The sequence below is a fragment of the Streptomyces sp. KM273126 genome (genome assembly GCF_004337435.2).
Classification (GTDB): domain Bacteria; phylum Actinomycetota; class Actinomycetes; order Streptomycetales; family Streptomycetaceae; genus Streptomyces; species Streptomyces acidicola.
Genome location: NZ_SJXB02000002.1, coordinates 1,046,014 through 1,063,738, shown reverse-complemented (window position 1 = coordinate 1,063,738; position 17,725 = coordinate 1,046,014). Strand labels below are relative to the sequence as shown.

The 17,725-nt window shown below is 68.0% G+C and carries 18 protein-coding genes and 1 pseudogene; 2 read left to right on the top strand and 17 right to left on the bottom strand.

Annotation, left to right across the window (positions count from 1 at the left end; all coding sequences use genetic code 11):
* Positions 1-49 precede the first annotated feature (49 nt).
* The 10 genes and pseudogenes from tatC to E0500_RS35195 all read right to left on the bottom strand — a co-directional run bounded on the left by tatC (position 50) and on the right by E0500_RS35195 (position 9,012).
* On the bottom strand, positions 50-1,012 hold the full coding sequence (tatC, locus tag E0500_RS35240; protein ID WP_131560810.1) for a twin-arginine translocase subunit TatC: 963 nt from the start codon (positions 1,010-1,012) through the stop codon (positions 50-52).
* 47 nt (positions 1,013-1,059) lie between these two features.
* Complete coding sequence (gene tatA, locus E0500_RS35235; protein WP_131560809.1) at positions 1,060-1,344, bottom strand: Sec-independent protein translocase subunit TatA; 285 nt, start codon at positions 1,342-1,344, stop codon at positions 1,060-1,062.
* A 260-nt stretch (positions 1,345-1,604) separates the two neighbouring features.
* Positions 1,605-1,799: a hypothetical protein gene (locus E0500_RS35230; protein ID WP_131560807.1), complete on the bottom strand. Its 195-nt coding sequence runs from the start codon at positions 1,797-1,799 to the stop codon at positions 1,605-1,607.
* A 136-nt stretch (positions 1,800-1,935) separates the two neighbouring features.
* A complete protein-coding gene (locus E0500_RS35225) occupies positions 1,936-2,223 on the bottom strand; it encodes a hypothetical protein (RefSeq protein WP_131560859.1) in 288 nt (95 codons plus the stop codon).
* A 119-nt stretch (positions 2,224-2,342) separates the two neighbouring features.
* Positions 2,343-3,349, bottom strand: a pseudogene (locus tag E0500_RS35220) (helix-turn-helix transcriptional regulator).
* A gap of 65 nt (positions 3,350-3,414) precedes the next feature.
* Positions 3,415-4,392, bottom strand: a complete 978-nt coding sequence (locus tag E0500_RS35215) for a YafY family protein (RefSeq protein WP_131560805.1) — start codon at positions 4,390-4,392, stop codon at positions 3,415-3,417.
* A 258-nt stretch (positions 4,393-4,650) separates the two neighbouring features.
* The gene (locus E0500_RS35210; protein ID WP_131560803.1) at positions 4,651-5,025 is read right to left on the bottom strand and encodes an FKBP-type peptidyl-prolyl cis-trans isomerase; all 375 of its coding nucleotides are present in this window, start codon (positions 5,023-5,025) and stop codon (positions 4,651-4,653) included.
* Between the two features lie 56 nt (positions 5,026-5,081).
* Positions 5,082-6,059, bottom strand: a complete 978-nt coding sequence (locus E0500_RS35205) for an FKBP-type peptidyl-prolyl cis-trans isomerase (protein WP_131560801.1) — start codon at positions 6,057-6,059, stop codon at positions 5,082-5,084.
* A 322-nt stretch (positions 6,060-6,381) separates the two neighbouring features.
* Positions 6,382-7,743, bottom strand: coding sequence for a Pup--protein ligase (gene pafA / locus E0500_RS35200; RefSeq protein WP_131560799.1), 1,362 nt, complete (start codon positions 7,741-7,743; stop codon positions 6,382-6,384).
* 9 nt (positions 7,744-7,752) lie between these two features.
* Positions 7,753-9,012: an MFS transporter gene (locus tag E0500_RS35195; RefSeq protein ID WP_131560798.1), complete on the bottom strand. Its 1,260-nt coding sequence runs from the start codon at positions 9,010-9,012 to the stop codon at positions 7,753-7,755.
* A gap of 147 nt (positions 9,013-9,159) precedes the next feature.
* On the opposite strand from E0500_RS35195, the gene E0500_RS35190 reads away from it, so the two are divergent.
* Complete coding sequence (locus E0500_RS35190; protein ID WP_131560796.1) at positions 9,160-10,173, top strand: LacI family DNA-binding transcriptional regulator; 1,014 nt, start codon at positions 9,160-9,162, stop codon at positions 10,171-10,173.
* 103 nt (positions 10,174-10,276) lie between these two features.
* Here the strand turns inward: E0500_RS35190 and prcA are convergent, their stop codons facing one another.
* The 6 genes from prcA to arc form a co-directional block, all read right to left on the bottom strand.
* Entirely contained in the window at positions 10,277-11,020 is a 744-nt protein-coding gene (prcA, locus tag E0500_RS35185) for a proteasome subunit alpha (protein ID WP_131560795.1), read from the bottom strand.
* A 60-nt stretch (positions 11,021-11,080) separates the two neighbouring features.
* Positions 11,081-11,926: a proteasome subunit beta gene (gene prcB, locus E0500_RS35180; RefSeq protein WP_131560793.1), complete on the bottom strand. Its 846-nt coding sequence runs from the start codon at positions 11,924-11,926 to the stop codon at positions 11,081-11,083.
* Complete coding sequence (locus E0500_RS35175; RefSeq protein WP_131560791.1) at positions 11,878-12,489, bottom strand: endonuclease VII domain-containing protein; 612 nt, start codon at positions 12,487-12,489, stop codon at positions 11,878-11,880. The genes prcB and E0500_RS35175 overlap by 49 nt, the downstream gene beginning before the upstream one ends.
* Before the next feature lie 44 nt (positions 12,490-12,533).
* The gene (locus tag E0500_RS35170; RefSeq protein ID WP_020128324.1) at positions 12,534-12,752 is read right to left on the bottom strand and encodes a ubiquitin-like protein Pup; all 219 of its coding nucleotides are present in this window, start codon (positions 12,750-12,752) and stop codon (positions 12,534-12,536) included.
* A gap of 181 nt (positions 12,753-12,933) precedes the next feature.
* Positions 12,934-14,445 carry a depupylase/deamidase Dop gene (gene dop / locus E0500_RS35165; RefSeq protein WP_365133790.1) on the bottom strand — a complete coding sequence of 504 codons (1,512 nt, stop codon included), beginning with the start codon at positions 14,443-14,445 and terminating at the stop codon, positions 12,934-12,936.
* A 234-nt stretch (positions 14,446-14,679) separates the two neighbouring features.
* Positions 14,680-16,446 carry a proteasome ATPase gene (gene arc, locus E0500_RS35160; protein WP_131560789.1) on the bottom strand — a complete coding sequence of 589 codons (1,767 nt, stop codon included), beginning with the start codon at positions 16,444-16,446 and terminating at the stop codon, positions 14,680-14,682.
* Positions 16,447-16,701: 255 nt separating this feature from the next.
* Between arc and E0500_RS35155 the strand changes: the two genes are divergently transcribed.
* Complete coding sequence (locus tag E0500_RS35155; protein WP_131560855.1) at positions 16,702-17,007, top strand: ferredoxin; 306 nt, start codon at positions 16,702-16,704, stop codon at positions 17,005-17,007.
* 80 nt (positions 17,008-17,087) lie between these two features.
* On the opposite strand, the gene E0500_RS35150 is transcribed toward E0500_RS35155, so the two are convergent.
* Positions 17,088-17,660 (bottom strand): hypothetical protein, encoded by a 573-nt coding sequence (locus tag E0500_RS35150; protein ID WP_131560787.1) that lies wholly within the window; start codon positions 17,658-17,660, stop codon positions 17,088-17,090.
* Positions 17,661-17,725: the final 65 nt, after the last annotated feature.

The window sequence follows — 17,725 nt, the reverse complement described above, 5'->3', positions numbered from 1 at the left end:
GGGCGCCCCGGCCGCTGCTCGCGGTGGGATTGACGGTGTTCCCGGTGCGTCAGGTCACGTCGTCGTATCCGTTGACCCGGTCCGTGCCCGTGCCTGTGCCCTCGGGCAGGGCCCGGTTCGCCGACACGGACTCGATCTCGCCGATGTCCCCGGGCGTGAGGTCCAGGTCGGAGGCCTCGTCGTCACCTGGGCCTGAGGCCTCGCGGCGCGACTTGCGGCGGTCGTTGAGGAGCGAGAAGGCGACGGCACCGAAGTACAGGATCCAGATCGGTCCGGCGAGTGCCAGCATGGAGATCGGGTCGGTGCTGGGCGTCGCGACGGCCGCGAACACCGTGATGCCCATGATCATGCCACGCCACCAGCCGAGCATGCGCTTGCCGGTGAGCACCCCGGTGAGATTGAGCATGATCAACAGCAGGGGCAGCTCGAAGGAGAGCCCGAAGACGACCACCATGCGCGTGACCAGCTGGAGCAGATCGTCCAGCGGCAGCAGGTTGTCCACCCCGCTCGGGGTGAACTCGATGAGCACCGTGGCCGTGGTGGGCAGCACCCGGTACGCGAAGTAGCCGCCGCCCAGGAACAGCGGGGCACCCGTGAAGACGAACCCGTAGGCGTACTTCTTCTCGCTCCTGTGCAGGCCGGGGGCGACGAACGCCCACAGCTGGTACAGCCAGACCGGCGAGGCGAACACGACACCGGCCATCAGCGAGACCTGCAGGGCGAGCGTGAAGGGCGCCAGCAGACCGTTGATCGTGATCCGTGCGCAACTCTGGGTGTCGTCGGAGTTGGCGGCGCTCGCCAGCTCCTCGAACGTCTTCCCACAGCCGACCGAGTCGAGGATCGGCTTGGTGAGGAAGTTGATGATGTCGTTGTAGAAGAAGGCGGCGACGACCGTGATGGCCACGATCGCCAGCATCGCCTTCGCGAGCCGGTTGCGGAGCTCACGAAGGTGCTCCGCAAGGGGCATCCGCCCCTCGGGATCCTTCTCCGTATTGCGGGCAGACTTCAGCAACCCACGTTCCCATCTCGTACGGCGGGCCGGATGTCACCGGCCCTGCGTCAGCGCTTGGTCGTGTCCGTCGGCTCGGTGACCGGGCGGGAGCCGGTCACGTCACCGGGCGCGGCCTTGATGGTGCGCTGAGCCGAAGTCTCCTCGTGCGGCGGGGCGGACGCGGCGGTGCTGTTGTCCTGGCCCTCCGACTTCATCGCCTTGGCCTCGCTCTTGAGGATGCGCGCGGACTTGCCGAGCGAGCGGGCCATGTCCGGAAGCTTCTTCGCGCCGAACAGCAGGATGATGACGACGAGGATGAGAATGATCTCGGGAGCGCCGAGCCTTCCGAACATATGTCTTTACCTTCTCACCGAGGCGGCGGGTGTGGGGTACTGTCCGGCCAGTCGGACAAATGTCCGACTGGTCGTGCTGGCAGCGATCGTAACGCTCAAGGGTGAACGTCAGGCAATCCCTGTGCGTACTCCCAATCCGCGACCCGCGCCTCGTTTTCCGGGCCGCGCCCATGAGCGTACCCGCCCAAGCCGAGAAGGTGACAGGGCGAAGTCCCCCAAAGCACCCAACGCCCTTGACTCACAGGGCATACCATCCCGGCTCACAGTCCGCCCGCAGAACGGGCCGCGGTCGCGGACGCCCGCTCCAGTTCCTCGGCGGCACGGTTGATACGGCTCGCGGAATCGCTCACCTGTCTGCCGAGGCGCCGTGCCTCCAGGAAGACCCGGACGGCGAGCACACCGAGAACGGCGAGACCCAGAAACCCCACAGCGATCGCGAGCATCGGCCAGAACATGACGCCGAGCCTAAGCGACACCGGGAAGGTTCAACCACGCGCCCACGCCGCCCCGGCACCGCCAGGGCCTGTCCGACAATTCCCGCCGGGCCCGCGACGCCTGACGGGAATTGTCAGACGGGTCCCACCGAACTCGTCAGACCGTCGAGTGCAGCCGCAGGGTACGCACCCCGCCGCCGGTGAGCAGTTCGACAATGCGCTCACCGGCGGGCTTGCGCACGGCCAGACCGCACTCGGGGCAGGTGAAGGAGTAGAACGTCGTCTTGCTGGTCGCGCCGATGGCCAGCCGCAGGGCACCGGCGCTCAGCTCGAAGCTGGACCTGCACTCGGGGCAGCCGGCTCTGAACACCACGTCGGCCACGCTCTTCATGCCGTCGAACGCGACCGCCACGGACATCTCCCGCACATCCTGCACACCGGACATCGCCGACCCGCTCACAGCCCTTGCTCCCCTTTTGATGGTTCGTTCGCCTCCGGGACACACTGCACCGACATGCCCCTACCGGGGCGTGGCCGTGGCCGGGGCCGGCGCACCCCTCCGGCTCACTCGCGCCTGCCGTCAACTCCGTGGGGCGCACCCGAGGGTCCTGCCGACTCGTCGCGCCGAAGGCGGGGCTCGGCGTACGCGGCCTGCGGCCCGTCGTACGCCGCCAGTGCCTCCCGCGCCGCCTGCCGGGCGCTGTCCGCGAGGTCCTGGGGCGAGACGATCCGGCCATCGCGCCCGAGCCGCAGGGCGAGCCGCCGCAGCGAAGCGGGATCGGGAGTCCGCAGCGTGATACGCAGACCGCCGTCCGGCAGCTCGTCGGCGCTGTCGTGCGGGTAGTACTCGGCGACCCAGCGGCCACCGGGCCCGACCTCGACGACCACCTCGGGGTCCTCCGCCGCGGGCTGGACGAGCGCCTCGGAGAGATCGCGCAGCTCGATCTCGGGCGGCGCGGACGGCTCGTCGAGGATCTTGATCTCGGCGACCCGGTCGAGCCGGAAGGTGCGGCGCGCCTCGGAGCGGCGGCACCAGGCCTCGACATAGGTGTGACCGACGCTGACCAGGCGGATCGGGTCGATCTCGCGCTCGGTCACCTCGTCACGGGCCGGTGAGTAGTAGCGGATCCACAGACGGCGGCGCTCGGAGATCGCACGGTCGACGTCGGCGAAGACACCGCCCTCCGACTCGAAGGTCACCGAGAGCCGGGAGCTGGCTCCGGCCGCCTCCCCGCCGCCGCCTCCACCTTGGCGGTGGCCCGCAGCAGCGCCTGCCGGTCGCCCTCGCGCAGACCGGGCAGCGTGGACACGGCCCTGGCGGCCACGAGCAGGGCGGTGGCCTCGTCGGCCGCCAGCCGGAGCGGCTCGGCGACGTCATCGGGGTTGTGCCACCAGATCCGGTCACCGTCGGTGTCGATGTCGAGCAGGTCGCCGCCACGGAAACTCGTACCGCACAGGGGCAGCACATCCAGGTCGGAGATCAGCTCGTCCTCGGTGATCCCGAAGGCGCGGGCGACATCCTCGACGCGAGCACCGGGGCGCTCCCTCAGATAGGTGACCAGGGAGAGCATCCGCCGGGTCTGGTCGATGGCGTTCGCCGGCCTGGCCGGTTTTCCCACCACTTTCTTACGCCCCCTCAGCCCTTGGCGACCGCGCGCAGCCGGTCCACCACGTCGGCCCGCAGCTCGGCCGGATCCAGCACCACCACGTCGGGCCCGAACTCCACCAGCCAGGCATCCAGACCGTGCCCGTACGGAATCTCCAACTCGTCCCAGCCGTCTCCGAGTTCCCGTACCGAGGTGGCTTTCGCCCGCAAGGGGTAACCGGACCCCGTGCGCAGCCGGATCAGCGCGGAGCGGTCCGCGGTCTCGCCGGCCCAGCTCGCGACGGTCTCGCGCACGGTGACGACGTCCGGGACCTCTGCGGTGAAGGGACCGCTCCGGGTGCGCACCCTCCCGGTGATGCGGGAGAGCCGGAAGACCCGCTCGGCACCGCGGCCACGGTCCCAGCCGGCCAGATACCAGTGACCGCGCCAGCACTCCAGCGCCCACGGCTCGACAGTGCGGGGCTCGGGGTGGGCGGCATTGGCCTTGCGGTACTCGAAGACGACCGCCCGGCGGTCGCGGCACGCGAGCATCAGCGGCTCGAAGGCGGCCTCGTGCACGGGGATACGGGGCTCCAGGGCGCCATGGGCCTCGTACGGGTCGACGTCCTCGGGGAGGCCGGCAGCGCGCAGTTTCTGCAGGGCGCCGCTGGCCGCGCCCGCGAGACGGGCCTGCTGCCACACCTTGGCGGCGAGGCCGAGGGCGGCGGCCTCCTCGGCGTCGAGGGTGATGGGCGGGAGACGGTTGCTGTCACGGCGAGCCAGATAGCCGACGTCGCCGTCGAGGTTCTCCACCGTCTCGATGACCAGCCCGAGTTCGCGCAGATCGTCCTTGTCGCGCTCGAACATGCGGTTGAAGGAGTCGTCGGACCCGGCCGCGCTCCTGTCCGGCCCGAAGGCCTCGACGTAGGCCTCGATCGACTGGCGCAGTTCGCGCTTGCTGAGCGGCCGCCGCGTCCCGAGCAGACACAACGCCAGATTCATCAGCCGCTCGGCCTTGGCAATGGCCATCGACGCCCTACGTCCTCTCGGTAGGCCCTTCTGCCTGATGACCGTACCGCCCCGGAGTACCCCGGCAAAAGCCGAGGGCCCACGCTCGCGCGGGCATGGGCCCCAGATGATCGGGACCGGTCGGGCGCCGATCACACGGCGTACGACGACGGGCCCGTACGGCCGGCGAATCGCGCCGGACGATCACGCTCCGGCGCGCCGGTGCTCACCGGCCGCACCCCGTGGACATCCGTCGTCGGCTCGGCTCCGGAGACCGGCTCAGACCGCGACCAGGTCGCAGACGAAGATCAGCGTCTCACCGGGGGCGATACGGCCGCCACCGGCACCGCGGTCGCCGTAGGCGAGGTGGGCGGGGATCGTCAGCTGACGGCGCCCGCCGACCTTCATGCCCTGCACGCCCTGGTCCCAGCCCGGGATGACCTGGCCGACACCGAGCTGGAACTGCAGCGGCGTGCCGCGGTTCCAGGACGCGTCGAACTCCTCGCCCGTGGAGAAGGCCACGCCCACATAGTGGACGGAGACGGTGTCGCCCGCCTTGGCGACCGGCCCGTCACCCTCCCAGATGTCCTTGATCTCAAGGTCCTTCGGGGGCTCGCCGCCCGGGAAGTCGATCTCGGGCTTGTCGATGTTCACTTCATCACTCCTTGTTGCGTGACCTGCGTCGGGAACAGTCTCACAGACCACTCCAGTCACGCGGTGCCGAGGATGTCCACCACGAAGACCAGCGTGTTCTTGGCCAGCTCACTGCTGGGGTTCGCGCCATAGCCGAGGGAAGGCGGAATCACCAGCAGCACACGGTCGCCCACGTTCTTGCCGACGAGGCCCTTGTCCCAGCCCGCCACCACGGAGCCGGTGCCGATCTGGAAGGCGGTGGCGCCACCGTGGTCCCAGGAGGAGTCGAACTTCTTGCCGTCCTCCCACTTGACCCCGGTGTACTGGGCGATGAGCGCCTGGCCCGCCTCGACCTTCTTGCCGTCGCCCTTGATCAGCACCTGCTCCTTGAGCTCCTTGGGAGCCTTGGCGCCCTTGGGGATGGTGATGGTCGCCGCCTTCTGCGACGGGGCCGACACCTCGGGCATCCCCGCCTCGGGAGCCGCCTGCTCGCCCTTGACCTCGGCCTTGGCAGCCACGGAAGCGGCACCGACCGGGTCGACCACCCAGATCAGCACGTCGTTCGCGGAGATACCGGAAGAAGGGTTCAGGCTCTTGCCGAGGAGATCGCCCGCGGTGCCCTGCACGAGGATCCGGCTGCCCGGCTTCTTCCCCTTCAGAGCGTCGAGGACCTTGCCGGGCATTTGCTGGCTCGCCTTGCCGATCTGTTCGACGGACTGCCGCCGGGGCGTCTTCTCACCGGCCGCCGCAGCCCAGGTGCCGCCGAGTTCCTGGGCGCCCTCCCACTTCTCGACGGTCCAGTCCAGCCGGACGAAGTCGGAGGCCTTGATCGCGCTTCCGCTGCCCTCCGAGACCGTCTCGACCACGGTCTTCTTGGACGGCTCGGCGTCCTTGGGTACGGAGATCTCGGGCTTCGCCCCGACCTTCCCCTTGACCTGGGCGACGCCTCCCGCCGACTCGCCGCTGCCCCCGCCGTCCGATCCGCACGCGGCGGTGAACAACAGGGCGGGAACGGCCAGCAGCGCGGCCACGCGTCGTTTCATGTTGTAGTTCATCAGTCCAACTGGGCTCGGAGGTGGGGGGGCAATGGCCGCCACTCTACGACGTACGCGCTCCCGGGACGGATCAACGCAAGACACGCCGTCGCCCGGCTGGATTCCGGCCCCGGCGACGTTCACCGCGTATGCGACCCACCGCCTGCCATCCGCCCTGCGACTGTTTTACGAACATTTACCGGCATGCACGAACCAGAAACCATGCAGGGACCCGAAACGCGGCAGGAGGGAATGACTCAGAAACGCCCGGTGCCGGGAGGTACGAGTACCTCCCGGCACCGGGCGTCCCGCGTCGGCCGGCCCCGGGCCCGCCGGCATCGGCTCACATTCCGGCGATCAACTTCTCCACCCGGTCGTCCACGGAACGGAACGGGTCCTTGCACAACACGGTCCGCTGGGCCTGGTCATTGAGCTTGAGATGCACCCAGTCGACGGTGAAGTCACGACGCTGCTCCTGCGCACGCCGGATGAAGTCACCGCGCAGCCGGGCCCGAGTGGTCTGCGGTGGAACGGACTTGCCCTCGAAGATCTTCAGGTCATTGCAGATCCGGGTGGCCTGCCCCTTCTTCTCCAGGAGGTAGTACAGCCCTCGACGACGGTGGATGTCGTGGTAGGCGAGGTCTATCTGGGCGACCCGCGGGTGCGACATGGTCATGTTGTGCTTGGCGCGGTACCGCTCGATGAGCTTGTACTTCATCACCCAGTCGATCTCGGTACCGATCCGGTCGAGGTCCTCCGACTCGATGGCGTCCAGCGTGCGGCCCCACAGCTCCAGGACCTGCTCGACCGTGCCGGTACGGATGCCCCGGCGCTCGCAGAAGTCCAGGGCCTTCTCGTAGTACTCGCGCTGCACCTCCAGGGCGGAGGCCTCACGGCCACTGGCCAGACGCACCTTGCGGCGGCCGGTGATGTCATGACTGACCTCGCGGATCGCCCGGATGGGGTTCTCCAGAGTGAGGTCGCGCATGACCGTGCCCGCCTCGATCATGCGGAGCACCAGGTCGGTGGCGCCGACCTTCAGCAGCATGGTCGTCTCGGACATGTTCGAGTCGCCCACGATCACATGCAGGCGGCGGTAACGCTCGGCGTCCGCATGCGGCTCGTCGCGCGTGTTGATGATCGGCCGGGAACGGGTAGTCGCCGAGGAGACACCCTCCCAGATGTGCTCGGCACGCTGACTGACGCAGTACACGGCGCCGCGCGGAGTCTGCAGCACCTTGCCGGCGCCGCACAGCAACTGCCGTGTGACGAGGAACGGAATGAGGATGTCCGCGAGCCGGGAGAACTCCCCGTGCCTTGCCACCAGATAGTTCTCGTGGCAGCCGTAGGAGTTGCCCGCCGAGTCGGTGTTGTTCTTGAAGAGGTAGACGTCGCCCGCGATTCCCTCCTCGTGCAGGCGGCGTTCGGCGTCGACCAGGAGTCCTTCGAGAATGCGCTCGCCGGCCTTGTCGTGGGTGACCAGTTCGATCACGTTGTCACATTCGGGTGTCGCGTATTCCGGATGTGAGCCCACGTCGAGATAGAGGCGGGCCCCGTTCCGCAGAAAGACATTGCTGCTGCGGCCCCATGACACGACACGGCGGAAGAGGTACCGCGCCACCTCGTCAGGAGACAGGCGGCGCTGTCCCCTGAACGTGCACGTGACGCCGTACTCGTTCTCCAGCCCGAAAATGCGGCGGTCCATGACTGAACATTACGCCCGATCCCCTGAGCTGAAACGGGGTTCGACAGCACGGTTCGGATCATTTTCCGCTGCGACCGCAACCACCGCACCCCCGCGAGGAACTGCGAGGACCCGCCCGGTGACCAGCAGGACCAGCAGGGAGACACCCCCCGCGGCGCCCGGCATCACGAAACCCCACAGGGCCCCGCCCGCCTCGACGACCGGCCCCGCGAGCCCCGTGCCGACCGAACTGCCCACCGTGAACGTCGTCACAAGCCAGGAGAAAGCCTCGGTGACGGTGCCCCTCGGCGCGTGCCGGTCGACGAGGACGAAGGCGCAGGCGATGCAGGGTGCGAGAAAGACACCGGCGAGCACGGAGAGTGCCGTCATGGCGACCGGGCCGGGAATCAGCATCAGCGGCAGGTAACAGACCGCCAGAAGAGCCACCAGCACACGCAGTCGGCGCTCCGGCGCTCCGCTCCACTGCCGTGCCCCGTACACCGTGCCGCCGACGAGCGCGCCGAGCCCCAGGCCCGCCATCAGCCAGCCGTACACCGCGTCGCCGCCGCGGCTGTCCGCATACGAGGCTGCGGCGACCGTGATGGAACCCAGCGCGATACCGACGAACAGGAACGCCGACAGCATCACCAGCAATCCCGGCGAACGCAGCGCGCCGAGCCAGTGGGCCTCGCGCGGCGCCGACCGCCACGCGCGCGAGGGCGCCGACACGACCACGGAGAGGGCACCCAGAACACCTATGACGTTCAGCAGGACGAGTGCCGCCCGGGCGGACCACAGCGACACGCTCAGCGTCACAAGCAGGGGTCCGAGGGTGAACATGACCTCCTGGGCCACGGCGTCCATCGCGTACGCCCTGTGCACCTGTTCCTCCTTACGGAGGACAGAGGGCCACAGCGCCCGCAGACCGCCCTCCAGAGGAGGCGTGAAAAGCCCGGCGACCGCCACGAACACATACGCCGGCGCCAGCGGCTCGACGCCCGTGAAGGCGAAGCCGACCATCCCGAGGGCCGAGACAAGCGCGGACGCCAGCTGGACACGCGGCTGCCCGTGAAGGTCCACGAGACGGCCCAGCACCGGCTGGCCCACGGCGTTGGCGACGCCGTACACCGCCACCAGAGCCCCCGCGAGGCTGTACGAACCGCCCTCCGCCCGCACGAAGAGCATGACGGCCATCGCGCCCGTGATGTTCGGCAGCCGGCCCACTAGCGTGCCGGCCAGCAGACGCGCGGCGTGCCGCGTCCTGAGGATCTCCAGATATCCGACAGCCATGTCCCCGCCCTATCTCCTCGTCCAACACCTCGACACCTGGAACAACACCGGGAACAAGGCCCGGAAGCACTACGTGTTACGTATAACGTCCCTCGCCATACGTACCATGTGCGCTGTCCACGAGTCCAGACGAAGGAGCAGCTCACGGTGGCACGAGGCAGCACCCGCCCGACGAGCCGTGACGTCGCCCAGGCCGCAGGAGTGTCCCAGGCCGCCGTCTCCCTGGTCCTCGGCGACAAATGGCGCGGACGAGTGTCACAGACCACAGCCGAACGCGTCCGCCAGGCCGCACGTGAACTGGGCTACCGGCCGAACCTCGCCGCCCGCAACCTCCGACTCGGCCGCACCCGGACCGTGCTGCTCGTGGTCCCCGCCCTCACCACGGAGTTCTTCGGCGGCGTCTACACAGGCGCCGCCCGAGTCGCCGCCCAGCACGGCTTCGGCGTGGTGCTGTACCCGTCCCCCGCAGGCATCGGACCCGCCCGGGACCCCTTCGCCTCGGCACAGGCAGCCCTCGACGGCGTGATCGCCTCCTCCATGGCCGCCGACGCCCTCACCGACATCCGCGGCGACCAACTCCCCCTCGTCATGCTCGACAGCGACCCACAGGGCAGCCTCGGCGCGGCAACGGTCAACCTCGACATCGCCGACGGCGTACGACAGATCACGGACCACCTGCTGGACCTCGGCCACCGCCACTTCCTGCACCTGGCAGCCGACATCGCATCCTGGACCTTCGAGGTACGGGCCCACGAACTCGCGACACGACTGTCCGACGTACCGGGCACACTCCTCCGCACTGCCCGCGCACCGATCTCCATCGAGGACTCCGTGACAGCCGCCGAAGCAGCCCTCTCAGCTCCGGCCCCACGTCCCACAGCCCTCGTCTGCGACGACGACAAACTGGCCGCCGGCGCCTACAAGGCCGCCCGCCGCCTCGGGCTGCGCATCCCCGAGGACGTGTCCGTCACGGGCCTCGACGACCTGGCCCTGGCCCAGGCCCTCGACCCCGAGCTCACCACCGTCCGCCTGGACGCCGAGCTCTTCGGAGAACGGGGCATGCAGGCCCTGCTCGCCGTCCTGGAGGGCCGTACACCGGACGGTGGGGACATCCCCGTGGAACTGATGATCCGGGGCTCCACGGCGCCCCCACGGGCGTGAATGACGCTCACCCTCGCGCGCAGCGCCCTCACCCCCTCCAACGCCGCGCGCCCCGGCCTCATCGGCCGGGGCGCACCATCGAGCGGCGGGTACTGGACAGCTACTACTCCTCGTCGGAGTCCTCAGCCTCCGCAGCCGTCTCCGCACCGTTGACCTCCAGCAGACGGGACAGCTGACGGCCCCCGATGCGCCTGAACTTCCGCTGCTGCGGGCGCGTGCGGTCGAGGACGGCGACCTCCAGACGCTCGGCGGGAATCTCCCGCTCACTGCCGTTCGTGTCACGCGACAGGGCCTGAACAGCCAGCTTCAGCGCCTCGGCGAGCGACATACCGTCCTGGTGCCGCTGGTCGAGATAGCTGCTGATCTGCTCGGCATTACCCCCGACCGCGACCGAGCCGTGCTCGTCCACGATCGAGCCGTCGTGCGGCAGGCGGTAGATCTGGTCGCCCTCCGGGGTCTCCCCCACCTCGGCGACCACCAGCTCCACCTCGTACGGCTTCTCGGCCTGGGACGAGAAGATCGTCCCCAGCGTCTGCGCGTAGACGTTGGCCAGACCCCGGGCGGTCACATCGTCGCGGTCATAGGTGTAACCCCGCAGGTCGGCGTAGCGGACGCCACCGATCCGAAGGTTCTCGTACTCGTTGTACTTGCCGGCCGCCGCGAAGCCGATCCGGTCATAGATCTCGCTGAACTTGTGCAACGCACGGGACGGGTTCTCGCCGACGAAAACGATGCCGTCGGCGTACTGCAGCACAACCAGGCTGCGACCACGCGCGATGCCCTTACGGGCGTACTCCGCCCGGTCGGCCATCGCCTGCTGAGGTGAGACATAGAACGGCGTCGACACCGGTTATCCGTCCCTTTCTGTGGAAGTCACTGGATCACCTTGACAAGAAACGGCAGCCGTCTACAGCAGCGCGGCCCGCGGACCGTCGGGCTGCTCCAGGCGCCGCGCCAGGATCGAGCGGGCGATCTCGGAGGACTCCTCCTCGGTGAGCCGACGGAAGCCGTCCTCGGTGATCACGGTGACGATCGGATAGATCCGGCGGGCGACATCGGGTCCGCCCGTCGCCGAGTCGTCGTCGGCCGCGTCGTACAGGGCCTGGACCACCAGGGTCGTGGCCTCTTCCTCACTCAGGTCGTCACGGAAAAGCTTCTTCATGGCGCCCCGCGCGAAGATCGAACCGGAGCCCGTGGCCGCGAAGCCCGTCTCTTCAGAACGGCCGCCCGTCACGTCGTACGAGAAGATCCGGCCCTTCTCACGGTCGACGTCGAACCCGGCGAACAACGGGACCACGGCGAGACCCTGCATGGCCATGCCCAGGTTGGAACGGATCATGGTCGACAGACGGTTGGCCTTGCCCTCCAGAGACAGCTGGGCACCCTCGACCTTCTCGAAGTGCTCCAGCTCCAGCTGGAAGAGCTTGACCATCTCGACGGCCAGGCCGGCCGTACCGGCGATACCGACGGCCGAATACTCGTCCGCCGGGAACACCTTCTCGATGTCACGCTGAGCAATGACGTTACCCATGGTGGCCCGACGGTCACCGGCCAGCACCACACCACCCGGGAAGGTGACGGCCACGATCGTCGTGCCGTGCGGGGCCTCGATCACGCCCTGAGTGGGCGGCAGCTGCCGCTTGCCCGGGAGAATCTCCGGCTGGTGCTCGGCCAGGAAGTCCATGAACGAGGACGAGCCGGGCGTCAGGAAGGCAGCTGGTAGACGCCCGGTGCTACGAGGATTGGCTTCCACGCGTTTCCTTCCACGTATGTCGCAGCCCGCCTTATCACGTCGGGCCGATCCTTGAACTGCCCCAGCGCCGCGTTGCAGCTGAAGCACAGTACGCCACGGACCCTACCCGTCTCGTGACAGTGATCCACATGTGCTGGCAGGGCCGACAGACATATGCAGCAGACGCCACCTTGAGAGGCGATCAACTCGTCGCGTTCGGCTTCGGTGATGCCGTACTGCCGCTTCAGGTGGTCCTGCCGTCCTCGGGCGGCGCGGCAGGCCTTACAGCGGGTCGACAGGCCGTCGGACGCGGTCGCGTTTCGATGCCATTCGCTGTGCGGCCTGATCTCACCACATGTCCGGCAGAGCTTGTGCCCAGTCGGTACGTCCGCCTTCTCTCGAACCGACTTTCCCATGGCCTCGCGGCGGCGCCGGTAGTGCGCGGCGCTGTATTCCGCCACACACTCCCGGCACCGCACCTGAAGGCCGTCGCGCCGATTCTTGTCCCGAGCGAATGCGGTGGGCGGCAAGTCCCTCTCGCAGCCCGTGCACTTCTTCGCGTTCGGTTCGTCAGCCACACCCATCCCCCGCCACCTTCACTTCGAAGGCAAAAGTGCCCTAGCGCCCCTCACTCGCCACCCTTTTGCACGAATGAGCGCACGAAATCCTCGGCGTTTTCCTCGAGTACGTCGTCAATTTCATCCAGCACCGAGTCCACGTCATCCGACAGCTTCTCCTGCCGCTCCTTGAGGTCCTCGCTCGCCTGTGCCTCAGGCGCCTGCTCCTCGACCTCCTCGGTAGAGCGTGTGGCCTTCTGCTGTCCGCCGCCGGTGTCCTTGGTCGCCATAACCCTCACCCCGCTCAGTTCGCCCGACATGGTCGGCATTGCTGCCGATCGGTCTTGATCAGACCCTACAAGCCGGGTCTGACATTGGCCCCGCAGTTGCTACAACGTCCGGGAACCACCTCGATGATTCCCGGACGGCGTCTTTTCCACCCTGCACGCCCGCCCCCGCCGAAGCACCCGCTCAGCCGCCGGACAGGACCTTGACCAGGTCTTCTGCGGTGCGGCAGCGGTCCAGGAGCTCCTTGACGTGATTACGCGTTCCGCGAAGCGGTTCCAGGGTTGGAACGCGCTGGAGGGAGTCCCGGCCGGGCAGGTCGAAGATCACCGAGTCCCAGGAGGCCGCCGCGACGTCGTCGGCGTACTGCTCCAGGCAGCGACCGCGGAAGTACGCGCGTGTGTCCTCCGGGGGCTTCGTACGGGCTTGCTCCACGTCCGTCTCGTCGAGCAGCCGCTTGATCTTGCCGCGGGCTGCGAGGCGGTTGTAGAGGCCCTTCTCGGCGCGTACGTCGGCGTACTGGAGGTCGATGAGGTGCAGCCGGGCCGCGTCCCAGTCGAGGCTGTCGCGGCGCCGGTAGCCTTCCATGAGCTCGCGCTTGGCGACCCAGTCGAGTTCGCCGGAGAGGCTCATGGGGTCGTTCTCCAGCCGGTTGAGGGTGTCCTCCCAGCGGGTCAGGACGTCCTTGGTCTGTTCGTCGGCGTCGGCTCCGAAGCGTTCTTCGACGTATTTGCGGGAGAGCTCGTAGTACTCCATCTGGAGTTGTACGGCGGTCAGGGTGCGGCCGCTGCGGAGTGTGACGAGGCGCTTGAGCGAGGGGTCGTGCGAGACCTGGTGGAGGGTGCGTACGGGCTGGTCGACGGCGAGGTCGACGGCGATGAAGCCGTCCTCGATCATGGACAGCACGAGGGCCGTGGTGCCCAGCTTGAGGTAGGTGGAGATCTCCGACAGGTTGGCGTCGCCGATGATCACGTGGAGGCGGCGGTACTTTTCGGCGTCCGCGTGCGGTTCGTCCCGTGTGTTGATGATGGGGCGCTTCAGCGTCGTCTCCAGGCCTACCTCGACCTCGAAGTAGTCCGCTCGCTGGCTGAGCTGGAAGCCGTGTTCGTGCCCGTCCTGGCCGATGCCGACGCGGCCCGCTCCGGCGATGACCTGGCGGGAGACGAAGAACGGTGTGAGGTGGCGCACGATGTCCGAGAAGGGGGTCTCCCGCTTCATCAGGTAGTTCTCGTGCGTGCCGTAGGAGGCGCCCTTGTTGTCGGTGTTGTTCTTGTAGAGGTGGATCGGCTGGGCGCCGGGGAGCTGGGCCGCGCGTTCGGCGGCTTCCGCCATGATCCGTTCGCCGGCCTTGTCCCACAGGACGGCGTCGCGCGGGTTGGTGACCTCGGGCGCGCTGTACTCCGGGTGGGCGTGGTCGACGTACAGTCGTGCGCCGTTCGTGAGGATCACGTTGGCCAGGCCGATGTCCTCGTCGGTGAGCTGGCTGGCGTCGGCGGCCTCGCGGGCGAGGTCGAAGCCTCGCGCGTCCCGTAGCGGGTTCTCCTCCTCGAAGTCCCAGCGGGCCCGGCGGGCCCGGTGCATCGCCGCGGCGTAGGCATTGACGATCTGGGACGAGGTGAGCATGGCATTGGCATTGGGGTGGCCGGGGACGGAGATGCCGTACTCCGTCTCGATGCCCATTACTCGCCGTACGGTCATGCGGCCCTCCTTGCCGGGCGGCGCCCTCGGTCGGGGGCGGCGCTCAAGTACCGCTGGCGCTCCGGTGCGTGTGCGGTGCCCGTCCCCGCACTGCGCGACTCGGCGGTACGAAAGAGCCTAGAACGCCTCTGCGCTGGTGGGGAGATCATTTGCGTCATTGCCTTGCTCCAGCCGTGCCCTGAAAACAGTCGGCTGCGGGTACCCCCAGAAGGGCACCCGCAGCCGCCCTGGCTATTACAGGTACTGTCCGGTGTTCGCCACCGTGTCGATGGAGCGTCCGGTGTCCGCACCCTGCTTTCCGGTGATCAGCGTACGGATGTAGACGATCCGCTCGCCCTTCTTTCCGGAGATCCGAGCCCAGTCGTCCGGGTTGGTCGTGTTGGGCAGGTCTTCATTCTCCTTGAATTCGTCCACGCATGCCTGGAGGAGGTGGGAGACCCTGAGGCCTTTCTGGTTCTTCTCGAGGAAGTCCTTGATGGCCATCTTCTTGGCGCGGCCGACGATGTTCTCGATCATGGCGCCGGAGTTGAAGTCCTTGAAGTAGAGGACTTCCTTGTCGCCGTTGGCGTAGGTGACCTCCAGGAAGCGGTTTTCCTCCGATTCGGCGTACATCTGTTCCACGGCGGTCTGGATCATGCTCTGGACCGTGGACGTCTTGTCGCCGCCGTGCTCGCCGAGGTCGTCGGTGTGCAGCGGGAGACGCTCGGTGAGGTACTTCTGGAAGATGTCCTTGGCCGCTTCGGCGTCCGGACGCTCGATCTTGATCTTCACGTCGAGGCGGCCGGGGCGCAGGATGGCGGGGTCGATCATGTCCTCGCGGTTGGAGGCGCCGATCACGACCACGTTCTGCAGGCCTTCCACGCCGTCGATCTCGGCGAGGAGCTGGGGGACGATCGTGTTCTCGACGTCCGAGCTGACGCCGGAGCCGCGGGTGCGGAAGAGGGATTCCATCTCGTCGAAGAAGACGATGACGGGGGTGCCCTCGCTGGCCTTCTCCCGTGCGCGCTGGAAGACGAGGCGGATCTGCCGCTCGGTCTCGCCGACGTACTTGTTCAGGAGCTCGGGGCCCTTGATGTTGAGGAAGAAGCTCTTGCCGGCGGCCACGCCGGTCACCTCGGCGACCTTCTTGGCGAGGGAGTTCGCCACGGCCTTGGCGATCAGGGTTTTGCCGCATCCGGGGGGTCCGTACAGCAGGACGCCCTTGGGCGGCCGCAGCTCGTGCTCCTTGAAGAGGTCGGGGTAGAGGTAGGGGAGCTCGACGGCGTCGCGGATCATTTCGATCTGGTTGCCCAGGCCGCCGATCTGCTCGTAGCCGATGTCGGGCACCTCTTCGAGGACGAGTTCCTCGACCTCGCTCTTGGGTACGACCTCGTAGACGTAGCCGGACCTCGGTTCGAGCAGCAGGGCGTCGCCGGGGCGGATGGTGACGTCCAGCAGCGGCTCGGCGAGCCGTACCACCCGTTCCTCGTCGGTGTGCCCGAGCACCAGGGCGCGCTCGCCGTCCTCGAGGATCTCCTTGAGGGTGACGATGTCCCCGACCCGCTCGTATTCCATGGCCTCGACCACGTTGAGCGCTTCGTTGAGCATTACTTCCTGGCCGCGCCGGAGCTCGTCGAGCTCAACGCTTGGGCTGACGTTCACCCGGAGTTTGCGGCCGCCGGTGAAGATGTCGGCGGTGCCGTCCTCGTTCGCTGTGAGGAAGACTCCGAAGCCGGCCGGCGGCTGTGCGAGCCGGTCGACCTCTTCCTTGAGGGCCACGATCTGGTCGCGGGCCTCACGGAGCGTGTTCGCGAGTCGCTCGTTCTGGGCGGACACGCCGGCCAGGTTGGTCTGCAGCTCGACGATCCGCTCTTCGAGAATCCTCGTGTGTCGCGGAGAGTCGGCGAGCTTGCGTCGCAGGACGGCGATCTCCTGCTCAAGGTAGGCGATCTGCCCGGCCGGGTCGTCGGACCCTCGTCCCGGGCGGATGCCGCGGTTCATGTCGTCGTCGTGGGCTGCCACGGTCCTCACCTCCTCCAAGGGGAGCTGGACGCTTCCAGACCCTACCTGGGTGGGTGTCGATTGAAACCCCTAGATCACAAAGACTGTCAAGGTGTGTCCGATCTTCACCCTTGCGCTCTCCCTCACGCCAGGGGAATACCCACCGAACATGATTGGGAAGCGGGCGGAGGTAGGGTCGAAGAGTTCAACACCCGTCAGAGCTGGGCCGACTTGTCTTTGTCCTGGTTCGGTTGGCACAGGAAAAGGGCAGGAGAGATGACCGTGCAGCAGGAGGCCGGAGCAGGCGGCGAGGCGCTGGAGGTCTGGATCGACCAGGACCTGTGCACCGGCGACGGTATCTGCGCCCAGTACGCCCCGGAGGTCTTCGAGCTCGACATCGACGGCCTGGCCTATGTGAAGGGCTCGGGCGACGAGTTGCTGCAGGCCCCGGGCGCGACAACGCCCGTACCGCTGACGCTTCTCACGGATGTGGTGGACTCCGCGAAGGAGTGTCCCGGCGAGTGCATCCATGTGCGTCGAGTTTCGGACAGCGTCGAGGTGTACGGTCCCGACGCGGAGTGACCTTGCGGACACCGTGTGTGACCTTTGTCTGTTTCCTCACAGCTCTGCGGCGGCCGCGGTCGCGGCCGCGGAGGCATGCGTCACATGCTGCGGGCCTCGGGGAGCCTGGAGCGGACGAACGCGCCGTTCTTCCATTGCCACTTGGCGCGGTCCGTGACGTCGGGGCAGCAACTAGGTACGTCGATCGAGGAGTAGCCGAGCAGTGTGGCTGTCACCGCGGCGTCACGGACGGCGAAGTCCTGGACGGTGAACCGGTCCTTCGGGTTGATCAGGGTGGCGACCACGCGGGGCTGGGTGGCGGTGCCCTGGGTGAGGACGTAGACGCCGTCGGGCGGGGTTCCGGAGCCCGCGTCGCAGCGGACCACGGCGACGGTCTCCGGTATGCCGTCGCCGTCGAGGTCTCCGGAGGCCTTCTTCCGCACCAGGGCGTTGGTGGGCCCGCAATCGATGGGGAAGTCGACGCCGGTGGGGTCCGGGGCCTTCGCGGTGGCCGGGGCGGACCGTGTCTCGGTGCGGGGCTGGACCGCGGTCGCCGGATCGGGTTGCAGCAGTGAGGACAGGGCGACGACGGCGGAGAGCGCGGTGGCCGTGGCGACCCAGTGGATCGGGCGGGTGTGCGTGTGTGCGAGTTCCGGGACGGCGGATTGCTGCACGAGAGATGTGTCTCCTGTGAGGGCTGTGCCGGTGGGGGTGGACCGCATGGTGCCACACGTCACAG

Coding starts and splice junctions, on each gene's coding strand:
- tatA (WP_131560809.1), bottom strand. CDS start 1,344: ATGTTCGGAAGGCTCGGCGCTCCCGAGATCATTCTCATCCTCGTCGTC.
- E0500_RS35230 (WP_131560807.1), bottom strand. CDS start 1,799: ATGTTCTGGCCGATGCTCGCGATCGCTGTGGGGTTTCTGGGTCTCGCC.
- E0500_RS35225 (WP_131560859.1), bottom strand. CDS start 2,223: ATGTCCGGTGTGCAGGATGTGCGGGAGATGTCCGTGGCGGTCGCGTTC.
- E0500_RS35215 (WP_131560805.1), bottom strand. CDS start 4,392: ATGGCCATTGCCAAGGCCGAGCGGCTGATGAATCTGGCGTTGTGTCTG.
- E0500_RS35205 (WP_131560801.1), bottom strand. CDS start 6,059: ATGAACTACAACATGAAACGACGCGTGGCCGCGCTGCTGGCCGTTCCC.
- pafA (WP_131560799.1), bottom strand. CDS start 7,743: ATGGACCGCCGCATTTTCGGGCTGGAGAACGAGTACGGCGTCACGTGC.
- E0500_RS35195 (WP_131560798.1), bottom strand. CDS start 9,012: ATGGCTGTCGGATATCTGGAGATCCTCAGGACGCGGCACGCCGCGCGT.
- E0500_RS35175 (WP_131560791.1), bottom strand. CDS start 12,489: ATGGGTGTGGCTGACGAACCGAACGCGAAGAAGTGCACGGGCTGCGAG.
- E0500_RS35170 (WP_020128324.1), bottom strand. CDS start 12,752: ATGGCGACCAAGGACACCGGCGGCGGACAGCAGAAGGCCACACGCTCT.
- dop (WP_365133790.1), bottom strand. CDS start 14,445: ATGACCGTACGGCGAGTAATGGGCATCGAGACGGAGTACGGCATCTCC.
- E0500_RS35155 (WP_131560855.1), top strand. CDS start 16,702: ATGACCGTGCAGCAGGAGGCCGGAGCAGGCGGCGAGGCGCTGGAGGTC.